Annotated in this window: 24 protein-coding genes and 1 tRNA gene; 5 read left to right on the top strand and 20 right to left on the bottom strand. The window is 36.7% G+C overall.

Going from position 1 to position 17,198, the window contains the following annotated elements:
* Positions 1-104 precede the first annotated feature (104 nt).
* Both QHH19_02450 and QHH19_02445 read right to left on the bottom strand, forming a co-directional pair.
* A complete protein-coding gene (locus QHH19_02450; protein ID MDH7517190.1) occupies positions 105-581 on the bottom strand; it encodes a DUF2085 domain-containing protein in 477 nt (158 codons plus the stop codon).
* A 55-nt stretch (positions 582-636) separates the two neighbouring features.
* Positions 637-1,395, bottom strand: a complete 759-nt coding sequence (locus QHH19_02445) for a carboxypeptidase-like regulatory domain-containing protein (GenBank protein ID MDH7517189.1) — start codon at positions 1,393-1,395, stop codon at positions 637-639.
* A 323-nt stretch (positions 1,396-1,718) separates the two neighbouring features.
* On the opposite strand from QHH19_02445, the gene QHH19_02440 reads away from it, so the two are divergent.
* The 4 genes from QHH19_02440 (at position 1,719) to QHH19_02425 (ending at position 4,533) form a co-directional block, all read left to right on the top strand.
* A complete protein-coding gene (locus QHH19_02440; GenBank protein ID MDH7517188.1) occupies positions 1,719-1,871 on the top strand; it encodes a 50S ribosomal protein L40e in 153 nt (50 codons plus the stop codon).
* 69 nt (positions 1,872-1,940) lie between these two features.
* Positions 1,941-3,359, top strand: coding sequence for a proline--tRNA ligase (gene proS / locus QHH19_02435; GenBank protein MDH7517187.1), 1,419 nt, complete (start codon positions 1,941-1,943; stop codon positions 3,357-3,359).
* Positions 3,360-3,387: 28 nt separating this feature from the next.
* A complete protein-coding gene (locus QHH19_02430) occupies positions 3,388-3,774 on the top strand; it encodes a hypothetical protein (protein MDH7517186.1) in 387 nt (128 codons plus the stop codon).
* A gap of 33 nt (positions 3,775-3,807) precedes the next feature.
* Positions 3,808-4,533, top strand: a complete 726-nt coding sequence (locus QHH19_02425) for an RNA methyltransferase (protein MDH7517185.1) — start codon at positions 3,808-3,810, stop codon at positions 4,531-4,533.
* Between the two features lie 5 nt (positions 4,534-4,538).
* Here QHH19_02425 and QHH19_02420 read toward each other — a convergent pair whose 3' ends face one another.
* Both QHH19_02420 and QHH19_02415 read right to left on the bottom strand, forming a co-directional pair.
* Positions 4,539-4,763: a hypothetical protein gene (locus QHH19_02420; protein MDH7517184.1), complete on the bottom strand. Its 225-nt coding sequence runs from the start codon at positions 4,761-4,763 to the stop codon at positions 4,539-4,541.
* Positions 4,764-4,835: 72 nt separating this feature from the next.
* Complete coding sequence (locus QHH19_02415) at positions 4,836-5,957, bottom strand: site-2 protease family protein (GenBank protein ID MDH7517183.1); 1,122 nt, start codon at positions 5,955-5,957, stop codon at positions 4,836-4,838.
* A gap of 113 nt (positions 5,958-6,070) precedes the next feature.
* On the opposite strand from QHH19_02415, the gene QHH19_02410 reads away from it, so the two are divergent.
* Positions 6,071-7,336, top strand: coding sequence for an adenylosuccinate synthase (locus QHH19_02410; protein MDH7517182.1), 1,266 nt, complete (start codon positions 6,071-6,073; stop codon positions 7,334-7,336).
* A 4-nt stretch (positions 7,337-7,340) separates the two neighbouring features.
* Here QHH19_02410 and QHH19_02405 read toward each other — a convergent pair whose 3' ends face one another.
* The 16 genes from QHH19_02405 to QHH19_02330 all read right to left on the bottom strand — a co-directional run bounded on the left by QHH19_02405 (position 7,341) and on the right by QHH19_02330 (position 16,855).
* Positions 7,341-8,426 (bottom strand): PKD domain-containing protein, encoded by a 1,086-nt coding sequence (locus QHH19_02405; GenBank protein ID MDH7517181.1) that lies wholly within the window; start codon positions 8,424-8,426, stop codon positions 7,341-7,343.
* 110 nt (positions 8,427-8,536) lie between these two features.
* Positions 8,537-8,773, bottom strand: coding sequence for a KEOPS complex subunit Pcc1 (locus QHH19_02400; protein MDH7517180.1), 237 nt, complete (start codon positions 8,771-8,773; stop codon positions 8,537-8,539).
* Between the two features lie 20 nt (positions 8,774-8,793).
* A complete protein-coding gene (locus QHH19_02395; GenBank protein MDH7517179.1) occupies positions 8,794-8,934 on the bottom strand; it encodes a DNA-directed RNA polymerase subunit P in 141 nt (46 codons plus the stop codon).
* Complete coding sequence (gene rpl37A, locus QHH19_02390; GenBank protein MDH7517178.1) at positions 8,931-9,245, bottom strand: 50S ribosomal protein L37Ae; 315 nt, start codon at positions 9,243-9,245, stop codon at positions 8,931-8,933. The genes QHH19_02395 and rpl37A overlap by 4 nt, the downstream gene beginning before the upstream one ends.
* 2 nt (positions 9,246-9,247) lie before the next feature.
* Positions 9,248-10,045, bottom strand: coding sequence for an exosome complex protein Rrp42 (gene rrp42, locus QHH19_02385; protein ID MDH7517177.1), 798 nt, complete (start codon positions 10,043-10,045; stop codon positions 9,248-9,250).
* A gap of 3 nt (positions 10,046-10,048) precedes the next feature.
* Entirely contained in the window at positions 10,049-10,783 is a 735-nt protein-coding gene (rrp41, locus tag QHH19_02380; GenBank protein ID MDH7517176.1) for an exosome complex exonuclease Rrp41, read from the bottom strand.
* 2 nt (positions 10,784-10,785) lie between these two features.
* Entirely contained in the window at positions 10,786-11,466 is a 681-nt protein-coding gene (rrp4, locus tag QHH19_02375) for an exosome complex RNA-binding protein Rrp4 (protein MDH7517175.1), read from the bottom strand.
* 23 nt (positions 11,467-11,489) lie between these two features.
* Positions 11,490-12,185: a ribosome assembly factor SBDS gene (locus QHH19_02370; GenBank protein ID MDH7517174.1), complete on the bottom strand. Its 696-nt coding sequence runs from the start codon at positions 12,183-12,185 to the stop codon at positions 11,490-11,492.
* A 2-nt stretch (positions 12,186-12,187) separates the two neighbouring features.
* Positions 12,188-12,910, bottom strand: a complete 723-nt coding sequence (psmA, locus tag QHH19_02365) for an archaeal proteasome endopeptidase complex subunit alpha (protein ID MDH7517173.1) — start codon at positions 12,908-12,910, stop codon at positions 12,188-12,190.
* A gap of 120 nt (positions 12,911-13,030) precedes the next feature.
* Positions 13,031-13,660 (bottom strand): radical SAM protein, encoded by a 630-nt coding sequence (locus tag QHH19_02360; GenBank protein ID MDH7517172.1) that lies wholly within the window; start codon positions 13,658-13,660, stop codon positions 13,031-13,033.
* Between the two features lie 80 nt (positions 13,661-13,740).
* Complete coding sequence (locus tag QHH19_02355; GenBank protein ID MDH7517171.1) at positions 13,741-14,079, bottom strand: archaellum operon transcriptional activator EarA family protein; 339 nt, start codon at positions 14,077-14,079, stop codon at positions 13,741-13,743.
* A 189-nt stretch (positions 14,080-14,268) separates the two neighbouring features.
* Positions 14,269-14,341: transfer RNA gene (locus tag QHH19_02350), tRNA-Pro, on the bottom strand.
* 65 nt (positions 14,342-14,406) lie between these two features.
* The gene (locus tag QHH19_02345) at positions 14,407-15,201 is read right to left on the bottom strand and encodes a DNA-directed RNA polymerase subunit D (protein MDH7517170.1); all 795 of its coding nucleotides are present in this window, start codon (positions 15,199-15,201) and stop codon (positions 14,407-14,409) included.
* 10 nt (positions 15,202-15,211) lie between these two features.
* Entirely contained in the window at positions 15,212-15,595 is a 384-nt protein-coding gene (locus QHH19_02340; protein MDH7517169.1) for a 30S ribosomal protein S11, read from the bottom strand.
* Entirely contained in the window at positions 15,588-16,298 is a 711-nt protein-coding gene (locus QHH19_02335; GenBank protein ID MDH7517168.1) for a 30S ribosomal protein S4, read from the bottom strand. The genes QHH19_02340 and QHH19_02335 overlap by 8 nt, the downstream gene beginning before the upstream one ends.
* 5 nt (positions 16,299-16,303) lie before the next feature.
* Entirely contained in the window at positions 16,304-16,855 is a 552-nt protein-coding gene (locus tag QHH19_02330; protein ID MDH7517167.1) for a 30S ribosomal protein S13, read from the bottom strand.
* Positions 16,856-17,198: the final 343 nt, after the last annotated feature.

The following is a 17,198-nucleotide window of genomic DNA, read 5'->3' as shown; positions in this document are numbered from 1 at the left end:
TCATGTTTGTTGGTCTTATGAGGTTGAGTTGTTGCAGAGTAAAAAATAGTATAAATTTCTACTTTCCGAAGTACTGATCTAATCTTATGTTATAAATATTGTTACTACTCTTTATGCAGAAATTTTAGTTTATTAATAGAAAATATTCCTTTAAATTCATCCACAATTATACCTATAGCTAATCCACAAACTCCTCCAGCTAATAAACCGGTTATAAGTCTAATAATGTTTGTGCTCTCCCAAAAACCAAAAAGCTGACCAATACCATCTACACCAATAGGTACAAAGCCAATTATTATTGCAAACAAGAATTTTTCATCCAGTTGTATTTTATAAAACACCATGAAACCTAAACCAACTGCAACCCCTAACCATATAGCTGTACATCTAACACAAAAAGGCATCTGATTACCATTAATGAAAAAAGACCGTTCCGCTATCTGATGACAAAGCCTGTCTCCGCTAGCATAAACAAAACTCCATGGAAACGACATGCTGTCTATAACATGTTCGTTATCAAATACTGCAACAACACCAGAGAGATTACGAACACTCCCCTTAGGTAACATTATTGGTGCCAAAAACTGTAAAATTACCCACAAAGAGAATATTATGAATAAAACAAAAATGAGACTTCTAAAAGGTTTTTCCCTTCTGTCCATAGTCAAACTCTTTTACATATCTTAATATTATAAGGAGCGCCATAATGCTAAGCAGAGGCCCTACAAAGAAAAAACCGAAAGAGAATATCCCAAGAACAGAGCATGCAATGGCTACATCGAAATTTTGTTTCTTCAAAATTGTTATACTACCTAGTAAAGCAAAAAGAGAAAATATTCCTATGATCACAGAACAGCCTATGATGTAAAATGAGGAATTCTCCTCGCCAACTCCTTGCTGCATGGTTATATTATGATCAAGTGTAATAAGAGGCATAACAAGTATTTCATGTGTTTGTGTTTTGTAGCCTGTTAGAACTATTTTCATGTTGACTACACCTAATGGAACATTTTCTATTGAGCATGACCCATTCCTATCTGTTTTCTTAGAGAACGAGCCAACTGTTATTGTAACATTTTCCAGTGATTGATTATTTGATTTGTCGATTACAGACACCTTTATGGTTCCTGTTAATCCAATATCTGATAGAGCTTTCATAGAAGAATCTAGAATGGGGTCAGATAAAGCTGCGGTCACCATTCCTAAAATAAAAACTAAAAATAATAGATATGCTGCTATCTTTGGTTTAGTTGCTTTTGGCTTGTATATAGGTAATATGGTTTTTCTTGGTTCACCGTGTTCCACCCAAGTGATCTCATGAGGAGGTGGTTCTTCGTGTAAGATTTTTTTGATAGAAAATTTTTTGTCAAATCTTGGGCTTGCTCGCCCTTTCATATACTATTTCTCACCGTAGAGAAATGTGGGTACTGTGTTAAGTATATTTCTATAAATTTCTATAAAACATTTTGGCTCATGTCCCTAAATCATTGGACAAAATGACTCACATCAGTCTTCTTTCTCTTTGAATCGTGATTTGAGGAATCCTTCGTGCTGTTCATATCTGTTAGTCCGATAATTCATTGGGAAGAGCTAACATTTTTTTGAAAGAAGGTTTTGTTAGCATCGGAATTTTAGTTGTCTACAATCATCTTTAAATAATATTTGTTTATTCCGATACACTACTACAACCTACTTGTTTGTATAGGATGGTTATAATAATGACTAGATTTCCAGAAGCTGAGGCGCGTTTGCTAAATAAAAAAATATGTATGAAATGTGGTGCATCTAATGCCCCTAGAGCGAAACGGTGTAGGAGATGCAGATCCACTGAGCTTAGACCGAAAGCAAAAGAAGGACGAGGAGTCTCGTAGTCTGAATTTAAACCATTATCTTTAAGTTAATATTATCTATTTCTGTTTTCTAAAGGACCGTATATAGACATGCCGGAAACAAAAATCAAAAAAACCGAGGATTTTAACGAATGGTACAACGAGATAGTAGAACTCGCGGATTTATGTGATAAAAGATACCCTATAAAGGGTATGAATGTGTGGCGTCCATATGGCTGGAAGCTCATGACTCATGTTGATCAAATGATTCGTGAGGAGATGGATAAAACAGGTCACAAAGAAGTTTGTTTCCCTCTGCTTATACCTGAGTCTTTGTTCAAAAAAGAAGAGGAACACATAGAGGGTTTTGGTAGCGAGGTGTACTGGGTTACGCACGCCGGCAACAACGAGCTTGAGGAAAGATGGCTTCTAAGACCTACTTCTGAGACGGCAATGTACCCTATATTCTCACTTTGGATAAGATCACATGCTGACCTCCCATTAAAAACATACCAGATAGTGAACACGTTTAGATATGAAACAAAACAGACACGAGCATTCATAAGAGTGAGGGAAATTCATTTCTTTGAGGCGCATACTTGCCACGTTGATTTTGAGGATGCAGAAAAACAAATACAGGAGGATAAAGACATTGCTGATAGATTATTTAAGAAAATATGTTTACCATATATCTTCAGTAAAAGACCAGATTGGGACAAGTTCGCTGGTGCATATTACACTATCAGTATAGATGTGCTTATGCCATCTGGTAGAACATTACAGCTTGGCTCTATACATCAATACAGGGATAATTTCTCCAAACCATATGATATTTCTTATGAGGCTGAGGATGGTAAACATAAATATTGTCATCAGACAACATATGGTATGAGCGAGCGTATACTAGGTGCACTTGTTGGTATACATGGTGACAACAAAGGTCTTGTTTTACCGCCAATTGTTGCCCCTATACAGTTAGTGATAATACCAGTTGTTTTCAAAGGTAAAGAAAAAGAGGTCACTGATGCATGTGAAACGTTGCATAAAAAACTTTTACAAGAAAAAATAAGATCACATATAGACGATAGGGATATTACCCCTGGGAATAAATACTATGATTGGGAGCTGAAGGGTGTACCGTTGAGGGTAGAAATCGGTCCTAAGGATGTTGAAAAGAAACAGATAGTGATTGTTAGGAGAGATACTGGTGAAAAAAAGGTTGTTCCACAGGATACAGCAGTTAAAACTATAAAAGAAGAATTTGATTTGATGTCTAAAAAATTGTATGATACCGCGAAAAAACTTCTTGATGAAAACATGCATAGAGTTAAAACAGTTGATGAAGCAAAGAATATGAGGGGTATTGTTGAGTTACCATGGTGTGGAAATAAGGATTGTGCTCTTGAAATAGAAAATGTTTTAGAGGGTAATACGTTAGGGGAACCGATTGAAAAAATTAAATGTGAGCATCCTTGTCCGGTTTGTGGTAAACCTGCTGAGACTTGGATGAGGTTTGCGAAATCTTATTAAAAAATAGGTTTAGGGTGGTTGATGAAAGATGGCTGGGAAAATAACCGGGTTTTTTAGAGAATTTGTGTTAGCGTTTAGCTTGATACTATTTTTTGTTGGTTTGTTTTTGATGATGATGGGTGTGATCTGGTATTGGTTCAGAGACATAAAACTAGGTTTTTATACAGATATCATCAATCAACTTAAGGATTGGAATGCTTACATACTGGTCTTAGGTTTCATAGCTTTCGTATTTGGCGTATGGTACCTATATAGTTACCTTAAAAAAAGGAAGTTTGTTTTAGATGAGCTTAAGACAAACAAGAGGTCAGAGTTGCTTAAGAAACGTGTTGAGCTAGAAGACACGGTTAAACATTTACCATCGAAATACAGGAAGATGCTGGAAAAAAAGGAAGAAGAGCTGAGAATAGAATAAAACAAATACGTTTGTATTGTTTCTTTGGTTTGGATGGTGAAAAAAACCATAACCGAGTTTTATGTTGTCCTTGTGGAACCAAAATATGGTGGTAACATAGGTTCTGTAGCGAGGGCTATGATGAATTTTGATTTCAATAAACTATACCTTGTAAAACCATGTGTTTTTGATGAAGAATGTTACACACGTGCTATGCATGCCCAGAAAATTGTTGATAACGCGAGGATATTCCAATCTTTTGATGAAGTTGTTAACGAGCTTGATTATCTTGTTGCAACATCCTCTATAGATAGTAAGAGTGATAAGAGGCATTTGAGGAACCCGGTTTTTCTAGAGGATTTCGCTGAGAAAATATTTGATGTCGATGGTAAAATCGGGCTTGTTTTTGGCAGGGAAGACTATGGTTTGTACAATGATGAGATAGCTGCTTGTGATATAATGGTTAAAATACCTACAAGCCAAGGTTATCCATCCTTGAATTTGTCTCACGCAGTTGCATTGGTTTTATATTCTTTGTACATCCGGAAATTTGTTTCTAAGAAGAAAAGAACCATTGATAAAGTAGAGAAACAGAAGTTGTTTGAGTTTTTTTCAGATCTTTTAGATGATATAGGTTACCCTGAGCATAAAAAAGAAAACACTAAGATTATGTTTAAACGGATTATGGGACGTGCTATGCCATCTAAATGGGAATATCACACCTTGATGGGGGTTTTAAGTAAAACTTTGAAAAAAACTAAAAAGAACAAAAGCAAGTAAAACCTTTAGATGGTCTCTATCGTGAAATAAACCTTACTTTTTTTCAAAGCAGAGTGTATTTTATCTGCGAACCATACGAGTTCGTCTACATCAACAGATTTTTGGTTCCATTCATATACAAAATCGTAGTTTCCCTTGGTTGCTTTGAACCCCATGTTCATCAGCTGGTTTTTAATTTCTGATGGGGCTGATCCTTCGCTGTTGAACATAATCTTTAGATATGTTTTCATGTTTATCACTTCAATTTTTAGAATCAGTTTAATGGTATTAAATAATTACGATGCCCCCTATTTCTATCTGTATCACGAAAAAGGTATTGGTGCAAAACATAATATAAAAATGATCACTACCGTGAGTCCTAAGAGTTTTCTTTTTGTATCAAGATGGTCGGTTTCATTTAGCGGAGGTTGATGTTGTGTACCGATGAGAAATAAAATAATTATGGCGAACAGGAACCAGTTAATGTAGATCATACCTAAACCTAGGAGTAGGAATAAAACAACCCAGCCTGCGTATTTATGTTTCTCTTTAAGAAACGCTCTTGCGACATGTCCTCCATCGAGTTGACCAACAGGTAAAAGATTAATTGCTGTTACAAACATCCCAACCCAACCAGCGAAAGCTGTTGGATGAATGACTGCATCAGCGGGTATGGTAAACAAATTGCTGAGTAATTGGAGACCAAGTGGAAAATGTATTATTACTTGTTCATCGCTAGTTAGTATAGGGATTGGGTTTTGTTGCATGAAATACAAACCTAATATTGAAACAGGAATTGCTACTAAGAATCCACAAATAGGTCCTGCTACACCTATATCTAGCAGGGATTTTCTGTTGGGTATTGGTTCTTTTGTTGAGATTAGCGCGCCAAATGTTCCGAGTGTGAAGATCGGTGGTGGTAGTGGAATGAAATATGGTAAGGATGCTTCTATTTTATGTTTTTTTGACGCATAATAATGCCCCATCTCATGAACACCAAGGATTAATAACAATGGTATAGAAAAGAAAATGAATCCATCTCGTATATATTTTGGTGATAGTATCTCAGCCAAATCTGCTCTATATATCCCTACCCATTGTAAAGAACCAGCTAGTGTTGTTGTGAAAAATGTTGCTATTAAAAGGACGATGTTGATCCAAACAGGTTTTTTCTTTACCTTTGGTTTCCTAATAACGTATATAACGTGTTCTCCGTGTTCATAGCGTAGCATTGGTATGTACCCTTTTTCTGAGAGAGATTGCCTAAGTGAATCGAATTTTTCTTCTAGCATCATCTCATCGATTCTGCAGAAAAACACAGCGACATCTGGACCAGATTTAACATCATATATTGGAAAACGTTGACCTACTTCTCTTTTGAGTAACTCTAGATCAAATGTCGTATCTGTGGTAGGTTGTTCAAAATTGGTTGGTTCTTTAGGCATTTGTCTGGAGCATATAACGTTTGTTTTATAAAACCTTCGTATAAGAAAATATTGTTTGTAGTATGCATCAGGTTTATGTATTTCTTTTCTTATGACATATAAGTGAAATAAAGATGACGGTAAACCTTGTAATCGGTACACAATGGGGGGATGAAGGTAAAGGGAAAGTTGTTGACTATTTTGCAAAAGATGCTGATTATGTTGTGCGTTTTCAGGGTGGGAACAACGCGGGTCATACGATAAAAGTTGGTGGGGAGGTATACAAGCTTCATATAGTACCATCTGGTGTTATCCAAGGTAAAATAGGTGTTATTGGTAATGGTTGTGTGATTGATCCTGAGGTTTTGATTCATGAGATAGATGAGCTGGTGAAACGTGGTATAAAACCAAAATTATTGATTAGTGATAGGGCGAACATAATAATGCCTTATCATAAAATCTTGGATGGTGCAGAGGAAAAATATCTTGGTGATAAAAAAATTGGGACGACAAAAAGAGGTATTGGTCCTTGTTATAGTGATAAGATAGCACGTAATGGAATAAGGATGGTAGATCTTTTAGATAAAGAGACGTTGAGTAAAAAACTTGATATCATCCTCACCATTAAACAGAGAATTTTTGATGCATATGGTGTAGATGAAAAACTCGATAAAAAGATGATACTTGAAACCTATGTGAATTATGGTGAGAGGTTGAAAGAATTTATTACAACTACACATATTGAATTGAACAGAGCCATAAAATCTGGTAAAAATATTCTCCTTGAAGGAGCCCAGGGCACTATGCTTGATGTTGACTTTGGTACATATCCTTATACAACTTCTTCTCATACAGTCGCTGGTGGTTCAACAATTGGTTCAGGGATAGGACCACGATTTATTGATGATATAATAGGTATTGTAAAGGCTTACACAACCCGTGTGGGTGAGGGGCCTCTACCAACTGAATTAATGGATGAAACTGGTAGATACCTCCAGCAGAAAGGATATGAGTTTGGAACAACGACTAGTAGACCTAGGCGATGCGGATGGCTTGACCTTGTTGTAGTAAAACACTCATGTATGATATCAGGTGTGACGAAAATTGCCATAACAAAACTTGATGTGTTAGATGGTTTAAAAACAGTAAAAATTTGTACACACTATTTGCTTGATGGTAAAAAGATTGATTTCTTCCCAGCTAACATTGAGGAAGCGAGGAGATGTAAACCTGTTTACAAAGAGTTCAAGGGATGGAGCAAGATAAATACATGTTCAACTAAACTAGTTGATCTGCCGAAAGAAGCACGAGAATACCTGAGATTTATAGAAAAAGAAGTAGACGTACCTATAGCTATTGTTTCAATTGGGCCTGGCAGAACTGAGACTATAGAGGTTTAATATATTACATTATATTAATGATGTGTTGGGTACTTTCTATCAAATAATTTGCTTGGTCAAGTAATATCTTTTTACCGCTTTGTGCTTTAGCTTCATTCATAAAAGCTTTTAATGCCGATATTGCCTCTTCATAACATCCATTTTTAATAGATTGTAGAGCACTATCTAGTTTTGCGATTAAGCTTGTCTGTATACCCTTGTGGAGATTCATGTCTTTAACATCCTGGATTAGTTTTTCGATGTCATCAACAGGATTTAAACGTAAAACAGTAACCTCATATGAAACAGTGTCAGTATATCCAATTTCATCTGTTACTGTTAATGTTACCGTGTAGATTCCATCATCCATGAAAGTAAAGACTGGGTTCTGCTCAGATGATGTAACTACGCCTCCGAAATCCCAACTCCAAGAAACAATATCACAAGATCGTGATGAGGAAAGATCAGTAAACTGGATAGGGAAACCTTCATACTGCTGATTTGGACTCCAACTGAAATCTGCAACAGGGGGATCAAAAAACTCTTTCAACTCGCCACTTATTTTCACATTAAAAACCTGCCACCAGTAACCATAGCTTCCAAAATCATGGAAATAGAACTTGATCATCACTTTTGAATAACCAGCAGCAATGCTTGTTATATCAATTTTTATAACACGCTGACTTAAAGTACCTGGTAGATAAGTTGCTACGTTAACCCAGCTTGCACCACCATCATTTGAAACATATACATCACCCTGATCAATATAAGAACCTTTACCGCCATTGAAATTATGGTAGTATTCTAGGAATACGCTAGCAAGTTTTAAACAGTTTACAATCGGTGATATCAACTGTTCATCCATTATAACTGATGGCCCTGCGGTTCTGTCATCACAGAAAACACCGAAACCCCCAGCTAGATATTCCCATGTATCATTTGTGTTACCACCATTTATAATAGTCCAATCATCTGGAAGCCCCTCTGTTAAATCAACATAGTAAACCTGCGAAGTCTCAGCCATCACAGGAAAAGATGCTAAAACCACTAGTAAAACAAGTATTGTTATAATTATAGTATCTATTCTTAAATTAAGGTGAAGTACCTTCATATTTCACCACCCCATCCAAATATATCCAATTAATATTTTGTAGTTAATATTATAAAAATATTTCCTGTGAAAATAGCAAAATGTAAAAAAACCAGATAAAAAAAGGGTGGTTAAACTGTTTTTTTCACAGCCAGAGCAGTATTAATCCATCTAAGATAAGAGTTGCAGGCTGCCCTCAAAGAACTAATATCATTAGATTCTATCTCTAGAAATAACTTTTTTTGAAAAATGGATATTTTAACATTTGTCTTTGGTATCTTATTTTTAACCTCGGGGTTCAACGACTCTAACACTATCTCGGCTTCCTTTTCAGAGTCAAAAACGAATTCAAAAGATGCTTTTTTCATAAAAACCAATAAGGGTTTTTTTATCTTGATTTAATGCGTTTAGCAACAGTTGGTCTCTCTTTGTAGAAAATCTTGCTACCACAATAGGGGCATTGCATACCTATGTTTTTAACGTCGAATTTAACACTTTTTTTACAAAGCCCACATTTATAGCCGGTCATAGCTTCTTATCACCTTTTTCTTCCTCACGTTCTTTGAGTATCTCTGGTGTGATTTCTCCTCTAATTATTTTTTCTATGTTCTGACCAGGTTCTGTCCTAGGCTGATAAGCACCGCCAGCAAATTTTACACCACATTTTTTACACTGCCATATGCTAGTACCTATTCTTTTCACTTTTTTATTACCACATTTTGGGCAGTCATGTTTTGCTTTTTCTATTATTTCAATGTTTTTAACCATAGTTTTTGCTCTAACACCATATCTAGCCTGAAAACGCCCTACTGAGCCTACTTTTTTTGTTCTTTTCGCCATTTTTATTTCCCTATGCTTTTGTATAATATGTTCCTGAGTTCTTTCCCGTTATCAATGGAGGCTTTAATAACTTTTTTTATCTCCTCCTTAGTGAAACTACCGTTTAGCCCCTTCTGCATAGCTCTTATATGCCCGTTTTTGTCTGTTGCAACAGTTAACCTAGCCTCTGCTATCTCCTCTTCATCAAGAGAGGGATCAAAGACTACTGCCCTGTTGAACTTTACAGCTGTACAAGATATAGGAGGATCTCTTAGTGGAAGCGGGTAATCTTCGCCTAGCTCAAAACGTTTAGCTGGTACATTTGCTGTAAACAATGCAGCCAAGGCAGCAAGCGAAGCTGTATCAAACAGGTTACCATCATAGTCGAGTATATGTATATCAATGAAAACTATCCAGACTTTCCCCTTATTTTCCTTGTCAGCTGGCTCTATACACAGTTTTTCAAATTCTATAATCTCAGATTCACGTATACCTCTGTCAACAACCCTAGCTAGTTCTATGGCATCCTCCTGCGGTGGGCCTGCCTCGAAATCAGGTGAAGCCATTGGTATAAGCTCAGCAGCTGTGGTCATAACACCACAGTTAGGCGAATCAGGATAAGGTTCACCGATATCCATTTTTATACCAACAATAACCTGGGTGTTACCTATTTTAACCTTAGCTGATCCCTCTGCTCTTGAAACAACACCTGTTTCAATCTCAATTTTTCTGTACTCATCGAATCTTCTACCATCTGCCCTTTTCCCCTGTTCAGCAAGCCTGGAGAGATAATCACGTTTCAAAGAAGCTATAACTGTCATATTTTATTCTACCTCCAAAATAGCTTTGTATTTATCCTCAATCGCTTTCTTCTGCATATCAGAAACTATATGACATCCTTTGATCGCTAAATCAAAAGCTTCCTCAAATTCCTCCAGGGTTAGATGGCCATCCATCTGAAGAAGCAGTATTTCATCTGTACGCGGAGAAATAGCAACAGGTAGATCAGCATCACCTAAATTGTCCTCCTCTTTACCAAGGTCAAGTACAACCCTACCATCTATTTTACCAGCAGCACAAGCCACTGGTATGTCTCTCATCGGTATACCTGCATCAACTAATGCCACAGCAGCAGCGGTTAGACCAGCGCACCTTGTACCAGCCTCAGCATCTAAAACCTCTATGTTCACATCAATAGATGCTCTTGGGAACTTGTCAGTTAAAATCACTTTCTCCAAAGCCTCAGATATAACCTTTGATATCTCAACGCTTCTCCTATCAGGTCCTGGTCTTTTACGTTCTTCTACACTAAAAGCAGCCATGTTATAACGAGCGTTAACAACAGCTTTTAGCGGGTTCTGTGTATGTTTTGGTAGAGCCTCTCTTGGCCCATATACAGCAGCAAGTATCTTATTTCCACCCCATTCAAGGTAACAGGAGCCATCGGCTCTATGTAAAACCCCTGCTTCAATTTTGATTTTTCTTAGTTCATCTGGTTTTCTACCATCTAGTCTTCTTCCTTTTTCATCTATTAATTTAATTTCTGATTTCGGAATCATATTTATCTAACATCCTTTGCATCTTTCTTTAAAAAAGCCTCAATTCTATTTGTAAGCCCATAGCTTAGGGCTTCGTCCTCAATTTTCCTTATTGCTTGAAGTACTTTTTCAATACCCTCGTTATCACCATCTATCCATATTCTTCCGTTTTGACCAACGAAAATGCGACACCTTGTATATTTCTTTAGGAGAGCTATCATCGAGCCTTTCTTACCTATAATCCTTGGTACCTTAGAAGGTTCGACATCGATTATTTGCCCTCCCTTGATTTTATACAAGTTACGATCATTCAATGTTATCTGTATTCTCTTTGTTACATCAACCTGGAGAATCTTTGCCATTATGGAATCACCATGGTTTAAATATTTTTCTGTCTCGCCGAATTCTATCTCCCATGGCACCTCGGTTACATGCAGTAACGCTGGATAAGGTGCGTTTATGTCAACAAGCCAACCCGAGGGCAACGCTTCTTCTACTATGCCTATAACAAAATCTCCCTCAATTGGGTCATAACGACCTTTTAGTGGTATCACGTTTATGTAGTCTGAGTTTTTATTTAGTACTCCCAGTCTCTCAGCATATATCCTGCCGTTTTCGACAAAAGTACCATGCCCTAGTTTGTTTTTACGTACATCACCGAGAAGCTGACCTGGGATAACTACTTCACGTTTTTCTTTGGACATAGAATAATAACAACCTTCTAATCTTATTTCAGAATCTTCGTAGAAACGTTACCTTTGGTAACCTCATTTAATTTATCATAAAAATCTGTTTGCATACCAGCTGCGAGTCTAACAATACCAATCCATGATCCATCAGATTGCCAGTCCTCCCGCTCTAGTACACCAAAATTACGAGCAACACCATAGGCTCTACCTATGAACTGAGCAGGAATTTTAACAGAAATCCTAACCTGCTCAATTGAGATCGGAATCAGTGGTCTCAAAGCATCAATAACTACCTTAACCTGCTCATTAACAGATTTAAAAGGATCTATATGAACACCTGCTTGGTCCATTGCTAGCTCAATTCTTTGACGTGGATGAGGCGATTTTGTTTTCGGGTCCATAGCGTTTCTAACAATTATATCAATAATCCTATTCCTCTTGTTCTTCTGCATCCTATGACGCTGTTCAGTGGTAAGCTGAATATCACCTTTGAGAATAATCATCTTAGCTATTTCTTCTATATTGTCTGTACCAAAACTTTTTTTAAGCGCATCAGAAGAAGCACGGGTGCCTTTCTTCGAATCCTTAAAAATAGCATCGATAGCAAGATTCTGTAAAATGTTTACTTCTTTACCATCAATTAAATCAGATGCTGCATCAGGATCAACTAACACCTCAAAGTGTTCTTCACCCTTTTTTAATCTAGCAATAACAGCCTCATCAAGACTAACCAACTCTACTTTCCCCCAAGAGCCTTAGCCACATAATTTTTAGTCTCATTAGGAGACAAAATATGAAACTTAAAGGATTTATCAACAACACCTATCTCAGTGGCATCAGCATTAAGTTTACCCTCAGTACCCTTATTTAGGGCTTTTATACCCAAATCAATAGCTTCATCCATCGAAACATCCTCTTTATAGTACCTCTCAAAGTAATCAACAGCACCATTGCGACCCGCACCCTCACTGCTAGCCTTATACTCCATATACGCACCAGATGGGTCAGTAGCAAATAAACGCGCACCAGTTTCATCAACACCAGCTATCAACAGAGCAGTACCAAATGGTCTAACACCACCATACTGGGTATACGTCTGTTTAAAATCACATATACGCTTCACAAGAGTCTTAACCTGAATCTTCTCATTATAAGTTATCTCATTAATCTGAGCATCTATACGAGCACGATCAATAAGAGCCCTAGCATCAGCAACAAGACCAGAGGTAGCACAACCAATGTGGTCATCTATCTCAAAAATTTTCTCTATAGACTCTGGTTCAACTAAACGAGAAGTAATACGCTTATCAACAATTAAAACCACGCCACTCCTATATTTCAGACCAGCAGTGGTGGTCCCTCTTTTAACAGCCTCACGTGCATACTCTACCTGGAATAGTCTCCCATCTGGAGAAAACACGGTAATAGCTCTATCATATGCCATATTTGCGGGTTGCATCTACACAATCACCTCTTAACTAGCTAATAATTATTTCCAACTATACTACTCTATGATTTTTTCAACTCAGAATACAATTACTATCTATATAGTTTGTGTTACCAGCTATTCTCTTATCCATTATATCCTCTTTCTGTTGCCCCATATTATTTTATGAACCTGTAAACCAAGTTTAACATCCAGTCCATCATGTAGTATCCATTCTGCTAAAAGTCTTGGATTGCTGCCATAAACTGGTTGGAAAAAAACAGGGCAAACAGGTTTATATAACTGAATTATTTTTTTTGCATAACTGTAATCTTTTTTATTTTTCACAACAAACTTTAACTGATCATTTTTACCAAGTTTTTTTATATTATCCATATACATTTTATCATGCATATTAGACGATGGACATTTAATATCAAGTGATATCATCAAAGATTTTTTACCACAGATTTTTTCTATATTTATGCTACCATTTGTTTCTAAACAAACATCATATTTATTTTTTATGAGAACATCTATCAACTCTAAGGTTTCATTTTGTATTAACGGTTCGCCACCTGTTAAACAAACATGTTTACATGGGTATCTACTAATGGTTTCTATTATTTTTTTTATACCCATTTCTTTTCCATCTTTGTATGCATATTTTGTGTCGCAGAAACTACAACATAGGTTACAACCAGTGGTTCTAATGAAAATATTTGGCAAACCAGACCAGCTGCCTTCACCCTGGATGGAATAAAAAATTTCGTTTATCTTCATTTACTCAATCTAATCAAAAGAATTTAATTAAAATATTTTTCTACATCAAAATCAAAAAAACTCAAAAAAACAAGATTTTTTTATTTTCTAGATCGCATCGCCTCTATTATTTCTTTACCAAATGGGGTTAGTCCATAGAGTTTTATGTCTTTTCCACCGCTTTTCATCTCTACTATATCCAAGCTTATAAGTGACTCATCTTGTTTATATCTTGATTCCATACCACGAATAGCACCAATAACATTGGATGGAGTAGTTTTAACATGATAAGCAATCTCAGAAGTATAACTATAGCTAGGGCTTATATCAAAAAGATACTCAGCAATTTTTTTCCTTATATTACTCCTTCTCAGCGCCCTCATTGCTAGGGGGACTTTGATATCTGGAGAAGTTTGAATTTTATTGTTTTCTCGCTGCATCCCATCCACTTGCTTTCCAAACAAGAGATGCTATTTCCCATTTATAAATCATTCGCTCGATGAATAACTACCTGCATATGCAAATGCATATGCATGTGTAATCTAAAAAAAATTTGTGCAAAAAACTTTTTTGGATAGCTTAATTAAATTTTTTTTTAGATAAATATCAAAGATAAAATCATAATCATGTGGGCCTGTTGAGATTTGAACTCAAGTCTATGGCTCCCGAAGCCACAAGGATACCAAGCTACCCCACAGGCCCAAGATTAAACTACACAATCAAAATCGGTGTTTATGTAAAATATGTTTTTGGTTAAAAAACTAGGTTTATTTTGATTTTTTAAGTAACTCGTTGAACTCCGCGTATTTATCCATCAGTATCTTCGCTGACTCTTTCAATGCATCTTTTGCGCTTAGGGATCCATCTGTCTCAAAATGGAATAAAAACTTGTTCTCATCACCGCTAGCTGTTATTGCTTTACTCTCACATACTTCCATGCATGATTTACATGTCGTGCATTTTTCTATGTCAGTAACCACTAGTTTATTGTTTTTAATCTCCAGAATCTTTTTCGGGCAAGCATCTACACATTGTTTACATAGGTTGCATTTCTTTTGGTCAATCTCAATAATAGGGTAATATTTGTATGCTGGTGCTTGGACACATTGCCATTTTGCATGGTCTTTTCCTCGACCAAGAACAGCCTCCACCTCTAGTATTAAACGCTGGTCTCCATATAGTTCCACTATAGGAATTTTATCCTCTTTTATAGCCCAGCTTTTTTCCTCTGGCTGAAGATCACCTGAGTACACTACACCTTTCCCTTCTTTGCTAAGTGTGTATCTCACTGTACAGTTTGGGCATCCTTTGCCGTTACAAACACATTCATCTCTAAATTTTAGTAAACTTAGATCAGTTGGGATAGGTATCATACCAAGGCGATGTGCTATGATTTCATCAAAAAGCGGGCTTGTGTTATCATATATCACAACATCTTCTACAGCAAGTTTTGGTAACTCTGAGAGCATTATACGCCTGAGTGAGTTGACAAAATAGGGTTTTGTTTCCTCAATTTTTAAAACAGCTTTTTTAGGTTTCAGCTCTTTTACCTCGATTTTCATTATTATTCACCTAAACCCTTCTACCACGTCTGCCACCTTTTTTTCTGCAACCATCATGTGGGATTGGAGTGACATCCTCTATTTTACCTATTTTTAAACCGCTTCTTACAAGTGAACGTATCGCAGCCTGTGCACCACGACCTGGTGTAGTAGGTTTATTTCCACCCTGACCTCTAACTTTAACGTTCACTGTATCTATCCCCTTTTCTATAGCTGCTTCTGCAACTATTTGTGCGATTTTCATGGCAGTGTATGGTGCCCCCTCGTCTTTGGCGGATTTTGTTACCATGCCACCAGAGCAACGTGCGATTGTCTCAGCACCTGTTAAATCAGTTATTGTTATTATTACGTTGTTAAAAGACGCAAAAATATGTGCAATGCCTACTCTACCCATCCTGGTTACCTCCTTCCTTAACCCCTTGTTTATCTTCTACCACGGTTTTTTCTTCTTCTTTTAATTCATCTACTTTCTCAGTTATTTGTTCAGGCTGTATTTTTTCCTTAGGCTTCTCAGTTTTTTGCTCTTTTGTTTTTTCAGATAAATCCTCTTTTTTTACTAAAGCAGATTTGAAATCAGGTTTCGGTCGAGCAGGATGCATAGCATCATTCAGCGGTGAACTAACAAGATAAGAAATGTTGCTTTCTTCTTCTTTTGTCACCATATAACTTGGGACAGTAACCTTCCGACCATTAATAGCTATGTGACCATGTGTTATAAGCTGCCTAGCCTGAATTGGCGTACTAGCTAAACCTTTTAGATAGGTAACAGTCTGAAGTCTCCTGGAAAGTATCGATTCTGTGTTCAAAGCAAGTACATCATCTAAAGTTGGATTAGCTGGCAATATATTCAGACGGGTGAGATGTGTTAGCAACTGTTCACTCTCTTTCTTCGTCTGAGGATCACCTACCCGTATTTTTGCCAGCAACTCTCTAGCCTGGCTTCTGTATCTTTTTAAAGCACTCTCAGCTTTCCAAATCTCCCTCTTGTTTTTCAATCCATATTTCTTTATTAACTCGTTCTCAGCCTGTATACGATCCGCCTGCCAGGGGTGACTAGGTTTCTCATATTTTTTTCTAGAAAACTTTGGTTTACCCATAAAAATCACTCTTTACTTTTTCCTTTTTCCTTTTCTTTACTGGCAGTAGCTTCTCTAGCTGCTTTACGAGATACACCTAGCGCTAAACCAACTCTACCATGAGCCCTGGTACGCTGTCCTCTCACAGGAAGACCTGCCTCGTGTCTAACACCCTTATATGATCTTATCTTTTTCATTATGTTGATTTCTTCTCTCAACCTAGCATCTATATCTACACCTATAAGATGTAAATCCTCTGCAGTCTCGTAATCCTTACGATGATTAAGCATCCATTTAGGTCCTAACTTATTTACTTTTTCAAGGATCTCTTTGATCTTTTCTATTTGATCATCTTTTAAATCCCCGATTTTCATCATCCTGTCAAGACCTGCTAAATCAGCAATCATAGTACCCATATGTCTACCTATGCCTTTTATCGTAGTTAAACCATAAACAAGGGATTTTTCACCATTAATATCTGTGTTAGCGATTCTAACAATGTATTTAAAATCCGATCCTCTTTTTGGTAACTCTTTTTTAGTTTCAGGTTTTGCTTGTTTACCTTTTTTCTCTGCCATCAATTCTTTCGGTTTTACTTGTTCTTTGGCAGGTTCTTGTGGCTTTGTTTCTTCTTTTGTATCCTTTGGTGTTTCCTCAATCTGTGACTTTGGTTGTGGTTGTTCTACTTCCTTTTCTCTAGGATTTTCCGGCATCTTTTCATCTGGTTTTGATGTATCATCCAAGTTGCATACCTCAATATGATTAGTAATCAATTACTCCCTATTAATATAAGAACGTATTTGCCAATAATAAAGGAAGCTATATTTAAGCATTAGGGAGATTGTGGCTACATCCCGAAATGAGTCGAAGAATCATCTCTTGAACAATATTTTACTTTGAAATAGATCATAGAACATACAG

Source organism: Candidatus Thermoplasmatota archaeon (genome assembly GCA_029907305.1).
In the GTDB taxonomy this organism is placed as follows: domain Archaea; phylum Thermoplasmatota; class E2; order DHVEG-1; family DHVEG-1; genus JARYMC01.
The sequence above is the reverse complement of the archived record's forward strand: the minus strand, read 5'-3'. Positions and strand labels throughout refer to the sequence as shown.

Bases quoted from the DNA above. Each gene is read 5' to 3' on its own strand.
- QHH19_02445 (MDH7517189.1), bottom strand. From the start codon at position 1,395: ATGAAAGGGCGAGCAAGCCCAAGATTTGACAAAAAATTTTCTATCAAA.
- QHH19_02440 (MDH7517188.1), top strand. From the start codon at position 1,719: ATGACTAGATTTCCAGAAGCTGAGGCGCGTTTGCTAAATAAAAAAATA.
- proS (MDH7517187.1), top strand. From the start codon at position 1,941: ATGCCGGAAACAAAAATCAAAAAAACCGAGGATTTTAACGAATGGTAC.
- QHH19_02430 (MDH7517186.1), top strand. From the start codon at position 3,388: ATGGCTGGGAAAATAACCGGGTTTTTTAGAGAATTTGTGTTAGCGTTT.
- QHH19_02425 (MDH7517185.1), top strand. From the start codon at position 3,808: ATGGTGAAAAAAACCATAACCGAGTTTTATGTTGTCCTTGTGGAACCA.
- QHH19_02420 (MDH7517184.1), bottom strand. From the start codon at position 4,763: ATGAAAACATATCTAAAGATTATGTTCAACAGCGAAGGATCAGCCCCA.
- QHH19_02415 (MDH7517183.1), bottom strand. From the start codon at position 5,957: ATGCCTAAAGAACCAACCAATTTTGAACAACCTACCACAGATACGACA.
- QHH19_02410 (MDH7517182.1), top strand. From the start codon at position 6,071: ATGACGGTAAACCTTGTAATCGGTACACAATGGGGGGATGAAGGTAAA.
- QHH19_02405 (MDH7517181.1), bottom strand. From the start codon at position 8,426: ATGAAGGTACTTCACCTTAATTTAAGAATAGATACTATAATTATAACA.
- QHH19_02400 (MDH7517180.1), bottom strand. From the start codon at position 8,773: ATGAAAAAAGCATCTTTTGAATTCGTTTTTGACTCTGAAAAGGAAGCC.
- QHH19_02395 (MDH7517179.1), bottom strand. From the start codon at position 8,934: ATGACCGGCTATAAATGTGGGCTTTGTAAAAAAAGTGTTAAATTCGAC.
- rpl37A (MDH7517178.1), bottom strand. From the start codon at position 9,245: ATGGCGAAAAGAACAAAAAAAGTAGGCTCAGTAGGGCGTTTTCAGGCT.
- rrp42 (MDH7517177.1), bottom strand. From the start codon at position 10,045: ATGACAGTTATAGCTTCTTTGAAACGTGATTATCTCTCCAGGCTTGCT.
- rrp41 (MDH7517176.1), bottom strand. From the start codon at position 10,783: ATGATTCCGAAATCAGAAATTAAATTAATAGATGAAAAAGGAAGAAGA.
- rrp4 (MDH7517175.1), bottom strand. From the start codon at position 11,466: ATGTCCAAAGAAAAACGTGAAGTAGTTATCCCAGGTCAGCTTCTCGGT.
- psmA (MDH7517173.1), bottom strand. From the start codon at position 12,910: ATGCAACCCGCAAATATGGCATATGATAGAGCTATTACCGTGTTTTCT.
- QHH19_02360 (MDH7517172.1), bottom strand. From the start codon at position 13,660: ATGAAGATAAACGAAATTTTTTATTCCATCCAGGGTGAAGGCAGCTGG.
- QHH19_02355 (MDH7517171.1), bottom strand. From the start codon at position 14,079: ATGCAGCGAGAAAACAATAAAATTCAAACTTCTCCAGATATCAAAGTC.
- QHH19_02345 (MDH7517170.1), bottom strand. From the start codon at position 15,201: ATGAAAATCGAGGTAAAAGAGCTGAAACCTAAAAAAGCTGTTTTAAAA.
- QHH19_02340 (MDH7517169.1), bottom strand. From the start codon at position 15,595: ATGGGTAGAGTAGGCATTGCACATATTTTTGCGTCTTTTAACAACGTA.
- QHH19_02335 (MDH7517168.1), bottom strand. From the start codon at position 16,298: ATGGGTAAACCAAAGTTTTCTAGAAAAAAATATGAGAAACCTAGTCAC.
- QHH19_02330 (MDH7517167.1), bottom strand. From the start codon at position 16,855: ATGGCAGAGAAAAAAGGTAAACAAGCAAAACCTGAAACTAAAAAAGAG.